Here is a 19,243-nt window from a genome sequence, read left to right as displayed (position 1 = left end):
TCTCAGCTCCTCTTGTCGCCAGCGTAATAGACCCACTTCTTCGAGGACCAGAACGCCACCAGCGTCAGCGCCATGATGATGAGGAACAGCACCCAGGCTATGGCCGAGGCATAGCCCATGTTGAAGTTCTTGAACGCCTCGTCATAGATGTAGAGCGGCAGCAGATAGGTCGATTTCAGCGGGCCGCCCCCGGTGATCACGTAGGGTCCGTTGAATTCCTGGAAGGCCTGGACCACCTGCATGATCAGGTTGAAGAAGATGACCGGCGTGATCAGCGGCAGGGTGATGTAGACGAAGCTGTGCCACTTGCCGGCCCCGTCGATGGCCGCCGCCTCATAAAGGGACTTGTCCACCGCCTGCAGCGCCGCCAGGAAGATCACCATGGCCGAGCCGAACTGCCATGTCCGAAGCAGCGTGAGGGTAAAGAGCGCGTTCACCGGGTCGCCGAACCAGTTGACCGGCTCCAGCCCGATCGAGGTCAGCACCATGTTCACCAGCCCCGCATCGGCAAAGATGTAGCGCCACAGGACCGCGATCGCGATCGACCCGCCCAGGATCGAGGGCACGTAATAGGCGGTGCGGAAAAAGCCGATGGCGCGCAGGCGGTAATTCAGGATCACCGCGATGAACAGCGCGAAGGCCAGCTTGATCGGCACCGTCAGGAAGACGTAAAGCAGCGTCACGCGCAGCGAACGCATGAAGGTGCGGTCGTCCATCAGCTCTCGGAAATTGTCCAGCCCCGTCCAGACCGGGGTAGAGATCAGGTTGTAATCCGTGAAGCTGAGATAGAGCGAACCGACAAAGGGGATCGCCGTGAAGACCAGCAGCCCGATGATATAGGGTGCCAGGTAGGCCAGGCCCAGAAAGCGGCTCTCCATCAGCAGGCCCTTGATCCGGCACAGGCCATGTGGTGCAGCGTCATCAAATCGCTCCTCCTCGATCCGATTGGCGTTCTCCGCGACAGTGGCGCGGTGATGAGCTAGTATGCCAGTTCGGAGGCGGAGATGAATGAACGGTCGCGCAGGAAAAGATGGACGATTTCGAACAACAGAATACTGGAACGCAGAGGGGGCCGGGAGTGCTGGCCGCTGTCCCGCCAAAGGCCTTGGACCTGACGCTGACGCGATCGGCGATCCGGATGCAGCACTCGCACAGCTGGTCGATCGACAAGGTGAACGCGGTTCATGACTTAGTGATATGCCTGACCGGCACGGGCGATTACATCCTGGGAGAGGAGCGGCTGCGCCTGACCCCCGGCATGGCCATGATGATCCCTGCTGGAACACGCTTCCAAGGCCGAAATCCTGATCCGGGGGCCTCCTATACGGGGCTTGCCCAGCATTTCCGGCTGGAGCTGTTCGGCCGCCACGATCTGCTGTCGCGGATGCGCTATCGCCGGGTGCTGCGCCTGTCGCGCTGGCATTACATCGGCCCCCTGGTGCGGCATTATCGTGCGACGGCACCGGCAGGCTCGGTGACGCTGGCCATGCATCATGCCTTCATGGTCATCCTGACCGAGTTCATCGAGGACGCCTTCATCGCCTGGTCAGAGCATGAGGATCCGGCCCTGAACGAGCCCGGAAGCCTTGCGGCCGCAGTCACCCTGGCGGCCACGCAGATCGCGTCGGACCCGCTGCAGCGCGGTCTGTCGGAAAGGGTGGTCGCGGGTGCGCCCTATAATCCCGACTACTTCAGGCGCGAGTTCAGCCGTCGGCTTGGCACCAGCCCGGCGCGTTTTCAGGAAATGAAACGGATGGAGATGGCGATGCAGTATCTCGAATCTGGCCAGACCGTGGCCGAGGTGGCGCATCGGCTCGGTTTCCAGGACAGCTACTATTTCTCGCGGCTCTTCAAGCAGCATATCGGCATCAGCCCCCGCGGCTGGCAGCAGCAACTGCGCCTGCGCCGGGACGGCCAATGGCCGCGCGGGCAGGAGGACGGTCAGGTCATCTATCCCCTGCGGCCGCAGTCATCACATGAGAAGTGACACGGAAGATGGGTGTGTTCGACATGTCGGGGCAGGGACCACGGTCGGGATGCCAGACATCCAGGCTGTGTCGACGTACCAGGGGATCCGCCTGGAGTGGGTAAGGAAGCGTCGGTGACTGCTGGGTTAACCCTCAGGGTTTCGCAGATGAGCGCTGAGGCTAAAGAGGACGAGACAGCGTGGTCTTTCAGACTGGGTGATGTGTTGTACCACTCCCGCCACCGCCCTTTTGGCGGCAACATCACGACAGGCGGCCGCTGCACGTCCAACGCAGCCGGCACAAGCTGCGCCCGGCGACCGATCGTGATTCCGGGCGCATTCTCTCTCCACAGCGTTGATCGCCGGCAACCGCGGCCTTTCCCGAACAAGGCGATGCAGATGTTCTGCCTTCCCGACCGCTTCGGCGTCGAGACTTCCGGCCAAGATCATGTCAACCACCAACTGCTCCGAACCGGAACTGACCCTGCAGCGTTTTCTGGTTGTTCAGGACTGCAGTCGAAAGTCATGCCAGTTCAATCAGTGTTTGGATCAGCGCGGGAGGCTCCCATGGGAGAAGAGGTATGGCGTACCGTCGTCAGTGAGTTTTCGGACGTGCCTGATTTGTCCACCCTGGTCCGTATCACGCTGCGTCTGCTTCTTGCGGCATTTCTAGGCGGGATCCTCGGCTTCGAGCGCGAACGCAAGGGGCGGAGTGCCGGTGTGCGGACCCATATGCTGGTTGCCGTAGGGGCCGCACTTTTTGTTCTGGGGCCACTGCAAAGCGGCATGTCGATCGGGGATCTGTCGCGGGTCCTGCAGGGCATCGTTCAGGGCATCGGCTTCCTTGGTGCCGGAGCCATCATGGTTCGGGCCTCCAGACACCAGGTCGAGGGGCTGACGACGGCGGCGAACATCTGGTCGACGGCAGGCATCGGCGTCATGGCCGGCTTGGGGCTGGAGGCGACCGCCGTTCTGTCGGCGGCCATCGTGCTGGCGATCCTGGCGGCCGTACCGCACGTCATGCCAAAGCCGGGTCTTGCCGCGCCATCGTCGGAACGCCTGCCTTAAGGCGGCCTGACGCGAAATCCTCTGGAACGGGTCTTCACCCCCCGAACTCGGGGCAAGGCCGGAGCTGCCGCCCGCCGCCGATCGAGGCCGAGGGTGATGTTCGGGCACGCGCCACCGGTCGACCCTCGAAATACCGTCATCATCTGGTAAATGGCCGCGTTTCCCCAAGCGCTTGTTAAGGCTTCGTTTACCAATTTCGCGCAGGGTCTTCAGAAATGGTGACGATGACTGGACGCAAGGTTCGTCGTTTTGCGCAGGCGGGCATTCAGGATGGCAGATCAGCTTTCACATGCGAAGGTGGAGAGGCCCGAAGGGGTCTCGGGACCACCGCAGGGTTATTCTCGGCAGGAGCGGGCGACGAACCCCTCGGACGGTTTCTCGGAAGAGGCGCTGAAGGGACTGGCCGAGCTGGAGGCGCGCCTGCCACCTGCGGACGCCGCGACCGAACCGGCATTTCAGGCGTCGTTTCGCATGACGGATCGGCTGAAGCCGGACGCCGCGGCAGGCGGCGGCCTGCTGCGCGACAGGAGCGGCGTCGAGCGTCCGCATTACTGGGGCCACCGCGAGCGTTTGCGCACGCGCTTTCTGGAGGGCGGGCATGCGCCCATGCCCGAATACGAACTCCTTGAGCTTCTCCTGTTCAATGCCATTGCCAAGATCGACGTGAAGCCTCTGGCCAAGCGACTTCTGGCGACATTCGGGGATCTGAACGGCGTCATCGCCGCGTCCGAACATCGCATCCTGCAGGTCGATGGGGCGGACCGGTGGGTCTTCCTGCAACTGCGGCTGGTGGATGCCTTTGCCCAGAGGATGGCGCAGGCAAGGGTGCTGAGACGCGAGGTCCTGTCGTCCTGGGACGCGCTGATTGCCTATTGCCGGACCTGCATGGCGCATCGCGAGACCGAACAGTTCCGCGTGCTGTTCCTCGACCGCAAGAACATGATGATCGCGGACGAGGCCCTGGGCAGCGGGACGGTTGGGCATGTCCCGGTCTATCCGCGGGAGGTGGCCAAGCGGGCACTGGAACTGAACGCGAGCTCGATCATCATGGTCCACAACCACCCCTCCGGCGACCCCACGCCCAGCAGGGAGGACATCAACATGACGGGTCGCGTGATCGCGGCCTGCGAGGCGATCGATGTCACGGTCCATGACCACGTCGTCATCGGCAAGGATGCGGAAGTCTCTTTCCGCTCGACGGGCCTGCTGTAGCAGGGCCCGCGGCTGCCATTGGTCCATGTTGGTGACGGTCTATGTAACCGATGCTTGCCGGACGTGATGTTGGGCGGCGCAACCGAAGCGTCACCTGGTTCCCTTCCCGATCATCCTGATGCATCGGGTGCTATGGGGTCATAGTCTGGCGACACTCCTCCCCCTGTCTGTGTGGGGCGGCTTCAGGCTACTTCAGTCAAATGCGGCCGTCTCGGCACCTCTCTGTGCAGTGGACGGGTGGATATGAACCTGCTGATATGTTTTCTGCCAAAGACGAAATTCGTGCAGAACGTTTAGGAATGGCTTTCTGGGGCCCGGCATGATGCGTACTGGGACGCGCAAGGCGCATCCCGGGGCGGCGTGACAAAGCGCGGGTCTGGAAAGAGGGGGATTCATGGCGACGGCACTTGTTCTTGAAGCGGCAAAGCAGCTTTCGATTCGCGATATTGAACTGGACAGTCACCTCGGTCCCACTGATGTGCGGCATCGCCGTGCGGACCGTCGGCGTCTGCGGGTCCGATATGCATTACTACACCCACGGCAGGATCGGCCCCTTTGTCGTGAACGCGCCGATGGTGCTGGGGCACGAAGCCTCGGGAGTCGTCATCGAGATGGGCGAGCAGGTGCGCCACCTGGCCGTCGGCGACCGCGTCTGCATGGAGCCGGGGATCCCCGATCCCGCCTCGCGCGCCGCCAAGCTGGGGATCTACAACGTCGACCCGGCCGTGCGGTTCTGGGCGACCCCGCCCGTCCACGGCTGCCTGACGCCCGAGGTGGTGCATCCCGCCGCCTTCACCTATCGCCTGCCCGACCACGTGTCCTTTGCGGAGGGTGCGATGGTGGAACCCTTTGCCATCGGGATGCAGGCCGCGCTGCGGGCGCGCATCCAGCCGGGCGACATCGCCGTCGTCACGGGCGCGGGGCCCATCGGCATGATGACTGCACTGGCCGCCTTGGCAGGAGGGTGCGCCAAGGTCTATGTCAGCGATCTGGCCCAGCCCAAGCTGGACATCATCGGCGCCTATCCGGGCATCGAGACGATCAACATCCGCAACATGCCCGCCGCCGAGGCCATGGCGCGGGCCAGCGATGGCTGGGGCGCCGACGTCGTCTTCGAATGCTCGGGCGCGGCGCCTGCCGTGCTGGGCGTCCCGCAACTGGCGCGTCCGGGGGGGACTGTCGTGCTGGTGGGCATGCCGGTCGATCCGGTGCCCTTTGACATCGTGGGCCTGCAGGCCAAGGAACTGCGGGTCGAAATCGTCTTCCGCTATGCCAATGTCTACGACCGTGCGATATCGCTGATCGCTGCGGGCAAGGTGGATCTGAAGCCGCTCATCTCGCTGACGGTGCCCTTCAGGGACAGCATCGCCGCCTTTGACCGCGCGGTGGATGGCAGGGAAACGGACGTCAAGATCCAGATCGAGATGCCTGGGGCATAGGAGAGACGCATGTATCTGGGACTGGATATCGGCACGTCAGGCGTCAAGGCGATCCTGCTGGACGGCGGGTTTCGTGAAATCGGGGCCGCCCATGCGGCCCTGACGGTGTCGCGCCCGAACCCCGGCTGGTCCGAACAGGACCCCGACAGCTGGATTGCCGCCTGCGACAGCGCCATCGGCCAATTGGTCGGGGCGCAGCCTGCCGCGATGGCGGCCCTGCGCGGCATCGGACTGTCGGGCCACATGCACGGCGCCACGCTGCTGGACGCTGCCGATCGCCCGCTGCGGCCCTGCATCCTGTGGAACGATGGGCGATCGGGCGCGCAATGCGCCGAACTGGAGGCACGGGCCGATTTTCGCGGCATCGGCGGCAATATCGTCATGGCAGGATTCACCGCGCCAAAGCTGCTGTGGGTTGCGCAGAACGAGCCCGGGATATTCGAGCGCACGGCCAGGGTGCTGCTGCCCAAGGACTATGTGCGGCTGTGGCTGACCGGGGACCACGTTTCGGATATGTCGGACGCAGCCGGCACGCTGTGGCTGGACGTCGCCCGCCGCGATTGGTCGGATGAACTTCTGGGGGCGACGGGCCTGTCGCGCGCGCAGATGCCGGCCCTGGTCGAAGGCACGGAACGCTCGGGCATGCTGAGGCCAGAGCTTGCGCAGAAATGGGGCATGGGCCAGGTGCCCGTGGCCGGCGGCGGCGGGGACAATGCCGCCACGGCCTGCGGCATGGGCATCATCGCGCCGGGAACGGGTTTTCTGTCTCTTGGCACCTCGGGGGTGCTGTTCGCGGCCACCGACCGTTTCAGGCCGAATACGCAGGATGCGGTTCACGCCTTCTGCCACGCGGTGCCGAACACATGGCACCAGATGGGCGTGTTCCTGTCGGCGACCGACGGGCTGACCTGGCTGTCGGAAATCTGCGGCCGTCCTGTGGCGGAACTGGCCTCACTTTTGCCGCCGACCATCGACGCGCCCGCACGGTCGGGTTTTCTGCCCTACCTCTCGGGTGAACGGACGCCGCACAACGACCCTGGCGCCTCGGCGGCGTTCTGGGGTCTGACCCGTGGCACCGACCTGCCAGATCTGGTGCAGGCGGTGATGGAAGGCGTGGCAATGGCCTTTGCCGATTGCGACCGCGCGATGCGCGCGGCGGGGACCACGCTGGATGCCGCCTATGTCGTGGGTGGGGGAACACGGTCCGCACAGTGGCTGCAAATCGTTGCGGCGGTGACGGGCCTGACCCTGTTGCGGCCGCGGTCGGGCGACCTGGGCGCGGCCCTTGGGGCCGCCCGCCTGGCCGCCGCATGCGCGGAAGGAGAGGTGTCCACGCGGATCTTCGCCGCGCCGGATGTTGCCGAGGAGATCACCCCCAACCCCGAACTGGCGGCGCGCTATGCCGAAAAGTACGCCCTTTTCCGGCAAACCTATCCAACATTGCGCAGCTTGAACTGACGCATTTTCGGCCTGTCGCGCCGGATCCTTGGAACGTCTGGACGCTGCATCGCAGCATTCGATGGACAAAAGCGGATCCACCACCGCTTGTGCAGCAGGCAGAGGCTGAGAAAATTCCGCCGCGCGGCGTCAAAAAAGTATCGGAAGATTTCGTCACACGTCGTGGCACCAAAACCCTGCAGGATGCTACCTTCCAGTTCAGCGCCGACAGGAGGCGCGGCATCGCGACAGCGGGCCGCAGCGGCGCGGAGGGGAGGACAGGATGCAGCCCGATCTGGAGCTGGTGCATATCCGCAAGGGTGAATCCTTTGCCGCCTGGAAGCACGGTTATCCGTTCCGCACGGTGCGCTGGCATTTCCACCCGGAATACGAAATCCATCTGGTCGTGGCCACGACAGGGACATATTATATCGGTGATCATGTCGGCGAATTCGGCCCCGGCCAGCTGATCATGACCGGCCCGAACCTGCCGCAGAACTGGATCAGCGCGATCGCGCCGGACGAGATCGTGCCGCAGCGGACCGAGGTCATCCAGTTCCCCGAGAGCTTCGTCGAGGGCGCCCATGCAGCCTTCCCCGAGATGGAGAGCCTGCGCCACCTTCTGGAGCGCAGCCGCCGGGGCATCCTGTTCGACGAGGTGACCAGCCGCGCCGTCCGCCCGCTGATGGCGGAGCTGATCGAGGCGCGGGGCGTGCGCAGACTGGGGCTCTCTTCCAGGTCCTGGACCTGCTGGCCAATGCCCGAGGGTCTCAGACACTGGCCAGCCTCAGTTTTGTTCTGGACCTGGAGCGGGCCGAGGAATCCGACATGAATCGCGCCATCGGCCACCTGCGCGAGAACCTGCACGAACCGCTGAGCGAAACCGAGCTGGCCGAACTGACCGGCCAGAGCCAGAGTGCCTTTTCCCGCTCGTTCAAGCGGCATACTGGCACGACGCTGGTGCGGTACCGCAACCAGCTGCGCATCGACCTGGCCTGCCACATGCTGGTCTCGGACCCGGAGGCCAAGGTGGCGGACATCTGCTACGACGTCGGATTTTCGAACCTGTCGAACTTCAACCGGCATTTTCTCAAGCTGAAGAACATGTCGCCGTCGGAGTTCCGGACGACCTTCGCGGCCAACCGCACCATCCGCATGGCGGGCTGACCGGCACCCCATATTCCCCGCGCCCGCGCGCATGGGGGATCACCAGCTTCATCAAAGGGAGGACCCACATGAAGACCCTGCTCAAGACTGCTTCCATCGTCGCGCTTGGCGTGGCCGATCCGCCGGCTTGGCCACCGCCCAGGACGACCAGCTGAAGATCGGCATGACGTTCCAGGAGATGAACAACCCCTATTTCGTCTCCATGCAGGAGGCGCTGAACGAAGCCGCCGCCTCGATCGGCGCCGAGGTCATCGTGACCGACGCGGGCCACGACGTCGCCAAGCAGATCTCGGATGTCGAGGACATGCTGCAGCAGAACATCGACATCCTCCTGCTGAACCCGACCGACAGCGCCGGCGTCGAATCCGCCGTGCGCATGGCCAAGGACCAGGGCGTGGTCGTGGTGGCGGTCGACGCCAATGCGAACGGGCCGGTGGACAGCTTTGTCGGCTCGAAGAACCGCGATGCCGGTTACCAGTCCTGCAAGTACCTGGCCGAAGCTTTGGGCGGCGCGGGAGAGGTCGCCATCCTGGACGGCATCCCGGTGGTTCCGGTCCTCGAGCGGGTCGAAGGCTGCAAGGCCGCGCTGGACAAGCACGAGGGCATCACCCTGGTCGACACCCAGAACGGCCGCCAGGACCGCTCGGTCGCACTGGGCGTGGTCGAGAACATGATCCAGTCGCATCCGGACCTGGCCGGCATCTTTTCGGTCAACGACGGCGGCGCGATGCGTGCGCTGGCAGCGTCCTAAGGCTCGGGCCACGCCACCCGATGGGCCGGTTTGCAGAGCCCGAGGATGTCGCGCGCGGCATCGCCCTTCTTCTGTCCTACGATGCCGCGATGATCAGCGGGGCGGTCCTGCCCCTGGATGGCGGCTTTCTGGCGGTCTGAGCCCAAGACTGAAACGATTGGCGGGTCCGGCCCGCAGGACGAAGGAGAACGACATGTCCGCAGAACTGCATGGCAAGGTTGCCGCCATCACCGGCGCGGCCTCAGGCATCGGCCTGGCCACGGCCCGCGCGCTTTTGGCCGCAGGCGCCAAGGTGGTGCTGGTCGATCGCAACCAGGGCGCCTTGGCCGCCCTGACCGACGAACTTGGTCCCGATGCCCTGGCCCAGGTCACCGACCTGCTGGACCCCGACAGCTGCAACGCGATGGTCCCGCAGATCTTGGACAAGGTCGGCCATATCGACATCATGGCCTGCAATGCCGGCAGCTATATCGGCGGCGATCTGGTGGATACCGACCCGGCCGCCATCGACCGCATGCTGAACCTGAACGTCAACGCGGTGATGAAGAACGTCCACGCGGTCGCGCCGCACATGATCGGGCGCAAGACGGGGGATATCGTGGTGACCTGCTCGATCGCCGGTCATGCGCCGATCCATGTCGAACCGGTCTATTCGGCCTCGAAATGGGCCGTCACCTGCTTTGTCCAGACCATGCGGCGCCAGCTGATGGGGCATGGCATCCGCGTCGGACAGGTGTCGCCCGGTCCCGTCATCTCGGCGCTGCTGTCGGACTGGGAGCCGGAGCGCCTGCAGCGGATGAAGGACGCCGGTGCCCTGATCGAGCCGACCGAGGTCGCGGATGCGCTGATGTTCATGCTGACGCGTCCGCGCAATGTCACCATCCGCGACATGATTGTCCTGCCCAGCAACTTCGACATCTAGAGGCGGCAGGCCCGGCCACCGTCTTCCGGGCCGTCATCCGCGACTGGCGACGGGCGCGGGCCGGGCTTTCGCGCCTGCGGGTTCGCCGGTAATGATCCGCGAAGACGTCAGGAAAAGGACAGGATCAGCGTGGAGCGGCAGAGCTTGGAGATGACGGTGCTGATGACGCCGGACATGGCGAATTTCAGCGGCAAGGTGCATGGGGGCGCGCTTCTGGCGCTGCTGGACAGGGTCGCCTTTTCCTGCGCCAGCCGGTACTCGGGCGAATATACGGTGACCCTGTCGGTTGATCAGGTCACCTTCAAAGAGCCGATCCACGTGGGCGAACTGGTCACCTTTCGGGCCCGCGTCAATCACACCGGCCGCACGTCGATGGAGATCGGGATCAAGGTCGAGGCCGAGAACATCCGCCGCGCCACCCGGCGTCACACCAATTCCTGCTATTTCACCATGGTCGCGGTCGACGAGCGCGGCCATCCCGTTCCCGTGACCCCTCTGCAGCCCGAGGATGAGGCGGCACGACGCCGCTGGCGCGAAGCCGAGGTGCGTCGGGAGATGCGACACGAGATCGCGGCCCGCCAGAAGCTTGCGTCGAAGGCGGCGGCATCGCCTACGGATGAGGGCACGGGCCGAGGAACCTGACCGCCGGACAGAGAGAAAACAGAAGCCCTGGAATGAACGCGCCCGATCCAGTGAGACGCGCTCGGCGCATCTTGTCGTGATGGGAGCTGATCTGCGGCTCCGGGCGCCGTGCGCGCGGCTGTCGACAAGGGGCCGCAGACATGGTGATCATTAAGCTCGCGATTAATTTGCACGGGAACATTTGCCGTGCTCTCCGGTTGGTCCGGCAGAACATGCCCTTCCAGGAGAAGAACCAAGATGCGCAAATCGACCACAGCCGGCGTCATGATCGGCGCAGTCGCGGCGTCGGCCCTGATGCCTTTGCAACTGTCGGCCCAGGAAGCCCCTAGCAGCGAAACCGCACAGATGGCCGCGCCCACGCAGGAGATGCAGGCCGTTCTGGACAAGCTGACCGCACTGGGGGCCAAGCCCATCGGCACGTTGTCGGTCGAGGAGACCCGCGCGCAGCCCACGCCCGCCGATGCCGTCATGGCGCTGATGGAGGAGCAGGGGGTCGAGCCTGATCCGGCGCTGCAGGCGATCGGGACCACCGACGTGATGATCCCCGGCGCCGCCGGCGAGGTCCCTGCCCGAATCTATACGCCCGAGGGCGAAGGACCCTTCCCCGTCATCGTCTACTGGCACGGGGGAGGGTGGGTCATCGCCGACATCGACACCTACGACGCCTCGGCGCGTCAACTGGCTGCCGGGGCGCAGGCCTTGGTCGTGTCGCTGGATTACCGTCAGGCGCCCGAAAATCCTTTCCCTGCTGCGCATGAGGATGCCATCGCAAGCTATGAATGGGTCGTCGAGAATGCCGGTCAATGGAACGGCAATGTCGAGCGCCTGGCGGTGGCCGGGGAAAGCGCGGGTGGCAACCTGGCCGCGAACGTCGCCATCGCCGCGCGCGACAATGGCGGGATCCAGCCCGACCACCAGCTTCTGGTCTATCCGGTCGCAGGCGACGACATGACCACGGACAGCTATGTCGAGAACGCCGAGGCGCAGCCGCTGTCCAAGGCGGCGATGGAATGGTTCGTCGAGCAGGTCTTCACCGATGCGTCGCAGGCCGCCGACCCGCGTCTGGATCTGGTCGAGCGCGAGGATCTGGAAGGCCTGCCGCCGGCGACCGTCATCAATGCCCAGATAGATCCGCTGCGGACCGAGGGCGAGACCTATGCCGCACATCTGAAGGAAGCCGGCGTGACCGTGTCGCAGCGCACCTTCGACGGCGTGACGCACGAATTCTTCGGCATGGGCGCCGTGGTGCCCACGGCCCAGGAAGCCATGGATTTTGCGACGTCGCAGCTGTCCGAGGCTTTGAACACGGCCGCGGAATAATCGTGTCTTGTTGCGGCGCCTGAACGGCGCCGCAACAACCTGATGCTTTGAACCTCTGGTCGCCGTTGAAAATTCCCCCTTACGCCTGGCTCTGCCGGGTGTCATGAGCCCGGCAGAGCCACCTTTCGACATCCCATCGCGGATGGGTCTCCTTCCACTGCGCGATATGGGCCTGGCCATGCATCATGCAGGTCATGATGCTGACCTCTCTTGCATCGAAGAGAAAACTGAAGTCGCGGCATTCGGGGGCGGGCTTGGCCAGCTGCGCCGACAGGGCGCAGGCGCTGATCAGCAATTCGATCATAAAAATTCTCCATTTACTGCACATTTTTTCAACCGGAAGCCCAGCTAATCGGTCCTGCCGCATCGGCTGTCGTGGACAACGGGAACCGGTCCCCTCAGACTGCGGTTATCGATGAGATCTCAGAATACCCCGCACGGGGTAGACGGCCGCGGAAGGTGACGGGGGGAACCTGGAATGCAGGCTCGGGATGTGACGCAGCAGACGCATGCGCTGATCGACCACATCTATGCGGCGATCTTTGGCGAGACATCGTGGCAGGTGTTCATGGAAGAAAGCCGCGCGCTGCTTCCGAACGGGCAGACGGTGCTGGTGCGTCACGACCAGGGATCCGGCACCGGAGCCTTTGCCTTGGCGGGGGGCTTGGACCAGGAGACGGTCAGGCGCTACAACCGCGAATACTATGCCCTCAACCCATGGACCGATCACGCCCTTGCCCGGCCGCTGAGGCAGGTAATGCAGGCCGACGAGATGCTGCCCCGCGACCAGTTGCTGCGGACGCAGTTCTATCACGAATATCTGCGGCCTCAGGATGTGGTCACGGGTCTGGGCGTCACCCTCAGCCGCGACAGGCAGCGGCATTTCTTTTTCAGCATCGTCGGGGCCGACGCGGATGGGGCGCATATCCGCGATGCCAAGCGGGCCATCGCGGCCCTTGTGCCGCATCTGTCCCGCGCGTTCGAGCCGCGCCGGGTGCCGTCACCGGTGGGAGGACCGTCCTCCGGGACGCTGCGGGTCGATGGGCGCCTGAAGATCGTGGCGGCTGACCCCGACGCCTTGCAGATGATCGAGGCGACAGAGGCGCTTTCGGTGAATTCATTGGGGCGACTTTGCTGCCGGGACACTGATCTGCTGGATCTCCTGCGACAAATGCTGGACGCCGAGGCCTCGGCGGGGCCTGCGGTCCGCTATCGCCACCTCAAGCGCCGGGACGGCGGCCTGCCGCTGCGGGCCTGCATCTACCGACCCGGGCACGGCGGCGGAGAGATCTTCGGCGGGATGGACTGCGTCATCCGGCTGACGGACCCGTCGCGGTCGTTGGAGGATGCCGCGCAGGCGTTCTGCCGGATGCACCGCCTGTCGGGCGCCGAGGCCTGCATCGTCGCGGCGCTGGTCGGCGGCCTGTCGATCGACCAGATCGCCGCAAGCCGCCAGACCTCGACCGATACGGTCCGGACGCAGCTGAAGAACATCTACCTGAAAAGCGGTTGCCACCGACAGTCGGACATCATGCGCCACGTGGCGGTCATGACCAGCCCTGGCGAGCCGATCTGAGGGCTGCAAGACTTGATCGCCGGTCAGCCCTGCAGGCTCCATTCTGAATGCACCAGTCCTGCGGGGCAGGGCTTGTCATGGTGCCTCCAATCTTATCAGCTCATCTTGAAACGCTTCGGTGGGTGTTCGGTAGCCCAGGCATTTGCGGGGCGTGGCGTTCAGGCGCCGACATGTCATCTTCATCGAATGAGGCGTCAGCTGCAACACAGCAGTATCCCGGGGCAAGTAGCGGCGGATGCGCTTGTTCATGTTCTCGACCGAGCCTTTTTGCCAAGGCGCCTGCGGGTCGCAGAACCACGCCTTCGTGCCCATGCCGGTTTCCAACTCACGCCAGGCCACGAACTCCAGACCGCGGTCAAAGGTGATCGAGCGCCGCGCCTCGGCGGGAAGGGGTGACATCTCGTGGATCAGGCGGTTCATGAGGGGCTTGGACTTCCGATCGTTGTTGCGCAGCAGGACGGTGTAGCGGGTCTTCCGTTCGACCAGTGTGGCCACATTGGCATCGCCCTGAGCGCGTTCGAAGATCATCAGATCACCCTCCCAATTTCCAAACTGGCTGCGGTCGTTGATCTCGGACGGTCGGTTATGGATGCTCGTTTCCACAGGAAAAACCCGGTTGCGGGGTGTGCGGGCATAGCGTGGTTTCCGCTTCCGGCGCCGCTCGGGCAGGAGGCGCGCCAGTTGCGCGGACTGGCCGTCGGCCGAGTAGACATACTGGTAGATCGTCTCATGGCAGAGCCTGTGCGGGGCGCCAGGTTCGATCCTGAGCCGGCCTGCAATCTGTTCGGGAGACCAGCCTTCCTGAAGGCAGCGGATCACTTCGGCTCGCAAATCTGGAAAACGCTCGAGCTTGCGCCGACGTGACCGCCTGCGGTCGGCCTGGGACTGAGCCGTCACATGCCAATAGCCATCAGCCTGCGGGACATCCTTGTCATGCCACCAGTTCCTTTTGACCTCGCGAGTGATGGTCGAGCGATCACGGCCGAGCATCTGCGCAATCTTCGTCTTCGGCACCTTGGCTTGCAGCATTCGTGCAATCACGCGACGTTCGTCCAGCGTCAGGTTGGTGAAAGGGCGCCTCATCATATGCTCCTGAATAGCTTCAGGAAACTATCGAGTGATGCATTCCAGAATGGAATGTGCCCCCGGGCGGCGGTTCACGAAGTAGTCGGGATTATGCGCCGTCAGCATCCGCGCAAACAGGATCGACTGCGACAGGTGCTGGCGAACGGCCTCGGCCGCGCCGGTGGGGTCGCCGCGGGCGATGCTGTCCGCGATGCGCCGGTGGTCGGACAGGATCTGGCGGGCCTTTTCAGGCTCCATCAGGTGCAGCGCGCGAAGCCGGTCGATATGGATGCTCTCCCGCCGGATCACGCGCTGGACCTGCTCCAGCTGGGCGTGGCGGTACTGGGCGGCGTGGAAAGCCTGGTCCAGGTGGGCGAACCCGCGCAGGTTGCCGCGATCGGCCTCGGCGACCTGCATCGCGATCAGCTGCGACAGCTCGTCGGCCAGACCCGGGGGCGGGGCTTTGGCAAGGCGGGCGGCGATCTCGACCTCGACGGCGCTGCGCAGGAAATGCGACTGGCGGGCATGCTCCAGATCGATCCGGCTGACCGAGGTCCGGGCCTGGGGATGCACATCGACCAGCCCCTCGTCCTGCAGGCGCAGCATCGCGTCCCGCAACGGCGTTGAGCTGATGCCATAGCGGGCCGACAGCTCGGCGCGCGACAGCGGGCTTCCCGGCGGCAGTTCCAGCGAAAGGATGCGGGTCCGCAGATCCTCGAGGATCCCCGTCCCGACAAGGGCGTTCATGTCGATCTCCGGTCTGGCATCTTGGTCATCTAGGGCGCCGCCGAGGGCAACTCAAGGTCGCTCCGACCATCGGGATCGCTCACGAAAAGATCGGGCCGCTCGCGCAGGTGCCGTTCCAGGAAATCCAGCGATCCTCCCAGATGCTCGCGCAGCAGCCGCTCGGTTTCGTCGACGGCGCCCCGGTCGATGGCCTCCAGCAGCGTCTCGTGCTGCGCCAGCGGAAGCGTCGAGCCGCGCATGCTGCCCTGCAGGAACCGCACGCGGTCCAGATGGCCCTTCTTGGAATGGATCACGTCCCAGATCTCGGGCAGGCCGGCGATGTCGAACAGCGCCTGGTGGAACTGGTCGTCCAGCAGGATGAACCCGGCCTGATCGCCGCGCGCCACAAGGATCTTCTGCTCCAGGAGGATCTCCCCCGCCCGGTCCAGGCGACGCACCGGCTGCGCGGCCAAGCGCCGGATGACGGGCAACTCCAGGCTCTCGCGCAGGAAATGGGCCAGCCGCACCGCGCGCGGAGAGATGACCGACACGAAGGTGCCATGCTGGGGCGCCACGGTCACCATGCCATGCTCGGCCAGCCGCAGGATGGCCTCGCGCAGCGGCGTGCGGCTGACGCCGAAGGTCTCGCACAGCTGCTTTTCGACCAGCGGCTGTCCGGGCTGCAGTTCCAGCGTCACGATCAGGTGCCGCAGCCTGTCATGGATCAGGTCCGCCCGCGACCGTCGTCGTGTCTGCGTCTGCACAGCCGCTCCTCCAGAGCCCGCAAAAGGGGCATGATCCATTCAGCTAGCAGCAGGAAGGGCGCCCCGTAAAGCACTTGTGGCTGACGCACAAATATATTACTGCATTGGACACGGGATTAATTCTCGACTGACCCACGGGAGGGGCGACTGATGAAATTCAAAGCAATTCTTGCGACCACCGTCATCGCGACGGGATTCGCGGCGACGGGCGCATTTGCCGAAACCGACTGGCCACAGCGCACGGTCAACGTGATCATCGGCGCCAGCCCCGGGGGCGATACCGACTTCAACGCCCGCACCATGGCCCGCTATTTCGAAGAGATCACCGGCACCAGCATGGTCATCACCAACATGCCGGGCGGCGGCGCGACCATCGCCACCTCGGCGGTCCGCCAGGCCGACCCCGACGGGTACACGATGCTGTTCGGCCATACCGGGCACCTGATCGTGGCCGAGGTTTCGGGCCTGGCCGATTATGGCATCGCCGATTTCGAGATCTGCTGCGTCCCCGCCATCGACCAGGGCGCGGTCTTCGTCGCCAGCAAGTCGTCGGGCCTGACCTCGGTGGCGGATGTGCAGGCGGCCGAACCGGGCAGCATCACCTTCGGCACCGAGTTCGGCGGCTATTCCCATCTGCAGGGCCTGATCTTCCAGGAAGAGACCGGCGCCGAGATGACCATCGTGGACACCGGCTCGGCCTCCGAGAAGATCGCCTCGCTTCTGGGCGGTCGGATCGACCTGGCCGGCATCGCCTATGGCGCGGTGCAGGACTATGTCGAAAGCGGCCAGATGGTCGTCCTGGGCCAGCCCAATGCCGAGCGCAACGCGCTGCTGGGCGATGTTCCGACCTTTGCGGAGCAGGACGTCGATTTCGTCATGAACAACCCCTACATCATCGCCTTCCCCAAGGGCACCGATCCCGAGATCGTCGCCAAGATGGGCGACGTGATGAAGCAGATCACCGAGATCCCGGGCTATGCCGAGGATCTGGAGCAGGGCTTCAAGCAGCCCGTCGCCTTCCTGCCGCAGGAAGAGGCCATGTCGCGCCTGAACGAGATCCGCGACACCTACATGCCCTACCGCGACGCGCTGCAGGCCGCGCGCTAAGCACCCGCCGGTGCGGCCCCCTCCGGTCGCACCGGCACCCAGCCAAATCAGCAAGGGAGGCTGCGCGATGCGGCTCAAGGACGTGATCGTCGGTCTTGCCATGACCGGCGCCGGGATCGGCTATCTGCGCATGGCGGGCGCGCTGCCGGCCAAGGAGGGCGTCGATGCGGCGACCGTGCCGTTCGTGCTGGCCTGGATGATGATCGGCCTGGGCCTGATCGAACTGGTCGGCGCCTCGCGTCGTCCGGCCACGACGGCCGGGGCGGCGGCGGGATGGGGCGGGACCGTGACCGTGGTCCTGACCCTGCTGCTGATCGCGGGCTTCATTGCCGCCCTGCGCCCGCTTGGGTTTCCCATCGCCACGGCGATTTATCTTTTCCTCCAGTTCATGGTGCTGGCGCCCCGGGCCGAACGCCCTCCGGTCGCACTTTATGCCGGTCTTGCGGCCGGTGTGGCCGCCGTTATCTTCGCCACCTTCCGCTATGGCTTTGACCTGCTGCTGCCCGCCGGGCCGCTGGTCGCCTGGCTGAGCTGAAAGCAGATCCATGTTCGATCTTTTGATCCAAGGCTTCGCTGCCGTCCTGTCGCTGCAGATCTTCCTGCTCATGGTGGCGGGCGTCGCCGTCGGCATCGTCTTTGGCGCCGTGCCGGGCCTGACCGCCGTGATGGCCATCGCGCTCTGCCTTCCGATGACCTATGGGCTGGGGCCGGCCGCGGGCATCTCCCTGCTGATCGCCCTCTTTGTCGGGGCGACCTCGGGGGGTCTTATCTCGGCGATCCTTCTCAAGATCCCTGGCACGCCTTCCTCGATCGCGACCACCTTCGACGGCGGCCCGTTGATGGAAAAAGGCGAGGGCGCCAAGGCGCTTGGCGTGGGTATCGTCTTTTCCTTCCTGGGCACCATCGCCTCGATCGCGGCGCTGGCCTTCATCGCGCCGTCGCTGGCCAGTGTGGCGCTGTCCTTCGGGCCTCATGAATATTTTGCGATCGCGGTGTTTTCGCTGACGCTGATCGCCACGCTGTCGTCGGGCTCGATGGCCAAAGGGATATTCGCGGGCGTCCTGGGCTTTGCCGTCTCGACCGTGGGCATTGCCCCGGTGGATGCGATCACCCGCTTCACCTTTGGACAGGTCGAGCTGAACGCCGGTTTCTCGATCCTGACGGTCCTCGTCGGCATGTTCGCCGTGGCCGAGATCATCAAGGTGGCCGAGACCTCGCGCAGCCCGATCCACGCCCCGCCGGCAGCGATGGTCAAGATCAAGGGCTTCGGCTTTTCCATGGCCGAGTTCACGGGCCAGATCCCCAACGCCATCCGCAGCGCGCTGATCGGCATCGGCATCGGCATCCTGCCGGGCATCGGCGCGGGCACCTCGAACATCATCGCCTATATCGCCGCCAAGAAGCGCTCGAAGACGCCCGAGCAGTTCGGCAAGGGCACGATCGAAGGCGTGGTCGCCTCCGAGACCGCGAACAATGCCGGCATCGGCGGCGCCATGATCCCGCTGCTGACCCTGGGCATTCCCGGCGACGCGGTCACCGCGATCATGCTGGGCGGCCTGATGATCCACGGGATCCAGCCCGGTCCCATGCTGTTTTTGACGCAGGCGCCGCTGGTCTACACGATCTTTGCCGCGCTGATCGTCTCGGCCTTCCTCATGCTGGTGCTGGAATTCTGGGGCCTGCGCATCTTCATCCGCCTGCTGGCGATCCCCAAGCACATCCTGCTGCCGGTGATCCTGGTGCTGTGCGCCGTGGGCGCCTTCGGCCTCGCCAGCCGCGTCTTCGACATCTGGACCATCCTGGCCTTCGGCGTGCTGGGCTTTGCCTTCGTCAAGGCGGGGATCCCCACCGCACCCTTCATCATCGGCTTCATCCTGGGGCCGATGGCCGAGACCAGCTTCCGCCGCGGCCTTCAGCTGTCGCGCGGCGACTTCACCGGCTTTTTGACCAACCCCATCTCGGGGACCTTCCTGGCGCTGGCCGTGGTTTCGATCGCCTGGCAGCTGTGGAGCGAATATCGCGTCTCGCGCGGTCCGGTCGAAGCCAACCCTCTCAAGCTGGGGGGCGAGGAATGACCGCCG

The 19,243-nt window shown here is 64.9% G+C and carries 16 protein-coding genes and 4 pseudogenes; 15 read left to right on the top strand and 5 right to left on the bottom strand.

Features of this window, described 5'->3' with window-relative positions; genetic code table 11:
* Window positions 1-2: 2 nt before the first annotated feature.
* On the bottom strand, window positions 3-881 hold the full coding sequence (locus tag ACZ2G3_RS16410) for a carbohydrate ABC transporter permease (RefSeq protein WP_470399718.1): 879 nt from the start codon (window positions 879-881) through the stop codon (window positions 3-5).
* Between the two features lie 197 nt (window positions 882-1,078).
* Between ACZ2G3_RS16410 and ACZ2G3_RS16405 the strand changes: the two genes are divergently transcribed.
* The 11 genes and pseudogenes from ACZ2G3_RS16405 (at window position 1,079) to ACZ2G3_RS16355 (ending at window position 11,924) form a co-directional block, all read left to right on the top strand.
* Window positions 1,079-1,987, top strand: a complete 909-nt coding sequence (locus tag ACZ2G3_RS16405; RefSeq protein ID WP_470399515.1) for a helix-turn-helix transcriptional regulator — start codon at window positions 1,079-1,081, stop codon at window positions 1,985-1,987.
* Between the two features lie 546 nt (window positions 1,988-2,533).
* Window positions 2,534-3,034, top strand: a complete 501-nt coding sequence (locus ACZ2G3_RS16400; protein ID WP_470399716.1) for an MgtC/SapB family protein — start codon at window positions 2,534-2,536, stop codon at window positions 3,032-3,034.
* Between the two features lie 297 nt (window positions 3,035-3,331).
* Window positions 3,332-4,246 carry a RadC family protein gene (radC, locus tag ACZ2G3_RS16395; RefSeq protein WP_470399513.1) on the top strand — a complete coding sequence of 305 codons (915 nt, stop codon included), beginning with the start codon at window positions 3,332-3,334 and terminating at the stop codon, window positions 4,244-4,246.
* A 394-nt stretch (window positions 4,247-4,640) separates the two neighbouring features.
* Window positions 4,641-5,685, top strand: a pseudogene (locus ACZ2G3_RS16390) (NAD(P)-dependent alcohol dehydrogenase).
* Between the two features lie 9 nt (window positions 5,686-5,694).
* Window positions 5,695-7,143, top strand: coding sequence for a xylulokinase (gene xylB / locus ACZ2G3_RS16385; protein WP_470399511.1), 1,449 nt, complete (start codon window positions 5,695-5,697; stop codon window positions 7,141-7,143).
* A gap of 262 nt (window positions 7,144-7,405) precedes the next feature.
* Window positions 7,406-8,289, top strand: a pseudogene (locus ACZ2G3_RS16380) (helix-turn-helix domain-containing protein).
* Between the two features lie 31 nt (window positions 8,290-8,320).
* A pseudogene (locus ACZ2G3_RS16375) lies at window positions 8,321-9,034 on the top strand (substrate-binding domain-containing protein); the annotation flags it as partial.
* A gap of 17 nt (window positions 9,035-9,051) precedes the next feature.
* Window positions 9,052-9,180: pseudogene (locus ACZ2G3_RS16370) on the top strand (SDR family oxidoreductase); the annotation flags it as partial.
* A 53-nt stretch (window positions 9,181-9,233) separates the two neighbouring features.
* Entirely contained in the window at window positions 9,234-9,962 is a 729-nt protein-coding gene (locus tag ACZ2G3_RS16365; RefSeq protein ID WP_470399509.1) for an SDR family oxidoreductase, read from the top strand.
* 150 nt (window positions 9,963-10,112) lie between these two features.
* The gene (locus ACZ2G3_RS16360) at window positions 10,113-10,604 is read left to right on the top strand and encodes an acyl-CoA thioesterase (RefSeq protein WP_470399714.1); all 492 of its coding nucleotides are present in this window, start codon (window positions 10,113-10,115) and stop codon (window positions 10,602-10,604) included.
* Window positions 10,605-10,841: 237 nt separating this feature from the next.
* Window positions 10,842-11,924 carry an alpha/beta hydrolase gene (locus tag ACZ2G3_RS16355; RefSeq protein ID WP_470399508.1) on the top strand — a complete coding sequence of 361 codons (1,083 nt, stop codon included), beginning with the start codon at window positions 10,842-10,844 and terminating at the stop codon, window positions 11,922-11,924.
* A gap of 79 nt (window positions 11,925-12,003) precedes the next feature.
* Here ACZ2G3_RS16355 and ACZ2G3_RS16350 read toward each other — a convergent pair whose 3' ends face one another.
* Window positions 12,004-12,228: a hypothetical protein gene (locus tag ACZ2G3_RS16350; RefSeq protein ID WP_419269574.1), complete on the bottom strand. Its 225-nt coding sequence runs from the start codon at window positions 12,226-12,228 to the stop codon at window positions 12,004-12,006.
* A 174-nt stretch (window positions 12,229-12,402) separates the two neighbouring features.
* Here ACZ2G3_RS16350 and ACZ2G3_RS16345 point away from each other — a divergent pair, with 174 nt between their 5' ends.
* A complete protein-coding gene (locus ACZ2G3_RS16345) occupies window positions 12,403-13,500 on the top strand; it encodes a helix-turn-helix transcriptional regulator (protein WP_470399506.1) in 1,098 nt (365 codons plus the stop codon).
* Between the two features lie 75 nt (window positions 13,501-13,575).
* Here the strand turns inward: ACZ2G3_RS16345 and ACZ2G3_RS16340 are convergent, their stop codons facing one another.
* The 3 genes from ACZ2G3_RS16340 to ACZ2G3_RS16330 are packed head-to-tail and all read right to left on the bottom strand — an operon-like array spanning window position 13,576 to window position 16,055.
* The gene (locus ACZ2G3_RS16340) at window positions 13,576-14,583 is read right to left on the bottom strand and encodes an IS30 family transposase (protein ID WP_470395238.1); all 1,008 of its coding nucleotides are present in this window, start codon (window positions 14,581-14,583) and stop codon (window positions 13,576-13,578) included.
* A 27-nt stretch (window positions 14,584-14,610) separates the two neighbouring features.
* Complete coding sequence (locus tag ACZ2G3_RS16335; RefSeq protein WP_470399504.1) at window positions 14,611-15,312, bottom strand: GntR family transcriptional regulator; 702 nt, start codon at window positions 15,310-15,312, stop codon at window positions 14,611-14,613.
* A gap of 29 nt (window positions 15,313-15,341) precedes the next feature.
* Window positions 15,342-16,055, bottom strand: coding sequence for a GntR family transcriptional regulator (locus ACZ2G3_RS16330; RefSeq protein ID WP_470399503.1), 714 nt, complete (start codon window positions 16,053-16,055; stop codon window positions 15,342-15,344).
* Window positions 16,056-16,205: 150 nt separating this feature from the next.
* On the opposite strand from ACZ2G3_RS16330, the gene ACZ2G3_RS16325 reads away from it, so the two are divergent.
* From ACZ2G3_RS16325 to ACZ2G3_RS16315, 3 genes are all read left to right on the top strand, one after another.
* Window positions 16,206-17,162, top strand: a complete 957-nt coding sequence (locus ACZ2G3_RS16325) for a tripartite tricarboxylate transporter substrate binding protein (protein WP_470399501.1) — start codon at window positions 16,206-16,208, stop codon at window positions 17,160-17,162.
* A 67-nt stretch (window positions 17,163-17,229) separates the two neighbouring features.
* Window positions 17,230-17,697 carry a tripartite tricarboxylate transporter TctB family protein gene (locus tag ACZ2G3_RS16320; RefSeq protein WP_470399499.1) on the top strand — a complete coding sequence of 156 codons (468 nt, stop codon included), beginning with the start codon at window positions 17,230-17,232 and terminating at the stop codon, window positions 17,695-17,697.
* Window positions 17,698-17,707: 10 nt separating this feature from the next.
* A complete protein-coding gene (locus ACZ2G3_RS16315) occupies window positions 17,708-19,237 on the top strand; it encodes a tripartite tricarboxylate transporter permease (protein WP_470399497.1) in 1,530 nt (509 codons plus the stop codon).
* Window positions 19,238-19,243: the final 6 nt, after the last annotated feature.

It is taken from the genome of Paracoccus sp. KKT209, from assembly GCF_055635455.1.
The sequence above is the reverse complement of the archived record's forward strand: the minus strand, read 5'-3'. Positions and strand labels throughout refer to the sequence as shown.

Coding starts and splice junctions, on each gene's coding strand:
- ACZ2G3_RS16340 (WP_470395238.1), bottom strand. CDS start 14,583: ATGAGGCGCCCTTTCACCAACCTGACGCTGGACGAACGTCGCGTGATT.
- ACZ2G3_RS16315 (WP_470399497.1), top strand. CDS start 17,708: ATGTTCGATCTTTTGATCCAAGGCTTCGCTGCCGTCCTGTCGCTGCAG.
- ACZ2G3_RS16350 (WP_419269574.1), bottom strand. CDS start 12,228: ATGATCGAATTGCTGATCAGCGCCTGCGCCCTGTCGGCGCAGCTGGCC.
- ACZ2G3_RS16365 (WP_470399509.1), top strand. CDS start 9,234: ATGTCCGCAGAACTGCATGGCAAGGTTGCCGCCATCACCGGCGCGGCC.
- ACZ2G3_RS16325 (WP_470399501.1), top strand. CDS start 16,206: ATGAAATTCAAAGCAATTCTTGCGACCACCGTCATCGCGACGGGATTC.
- ACZ2G3_RS16400 (WP_470399716.1), top strand. CDS start 2,534: ATGGGAGAAGAGGTATGGCGTACCGTCGTCAGTGAGTTTTCGGACGTG.
- ACZ2G3_RS16355 (WP_470399508.1), top strand. CDS start 10,842: ATGCGCAAATCGACCACAGCCGGCGTCATGATCGGCGCAGTCGCGGCG.
- ACZ2G3_RS16320 (WP_470399499.1), top strand. CDS start 17,230: ATGCGGCTCAAGGACGTGATCGTCGGTCTTGCCATGACCGGCGCCGGG.
- ACZ2G3_RS16345 (WP_470399506.1), top strand. CDS start 12,403: ATGCAGGCTCGGGATGTGACGCAGCAGACGCATGCGCTGATCGACCAC.
- ACZ2G3_RS16335 (WP_470399504.1), bottom strand. CDS start 15,312: ATGAACGCCCTTGTCGGGACGGGGATCCTCGAGGATCTGCGGACCCGC.
- ACZ2G3_RS16360 (WP_470399714.1), top strand. CDS start 10,113: ATGACGGTGCTGATGACGCCGGACATGGCGAATTTCAGCGGCAAGGTG.
- xylB (WP_470399511.1), top strand. CDS start 5,695: ATGTATCTGGGACTGGATATCGGCACGTCAGGCGTCAAGGCGATCCTG.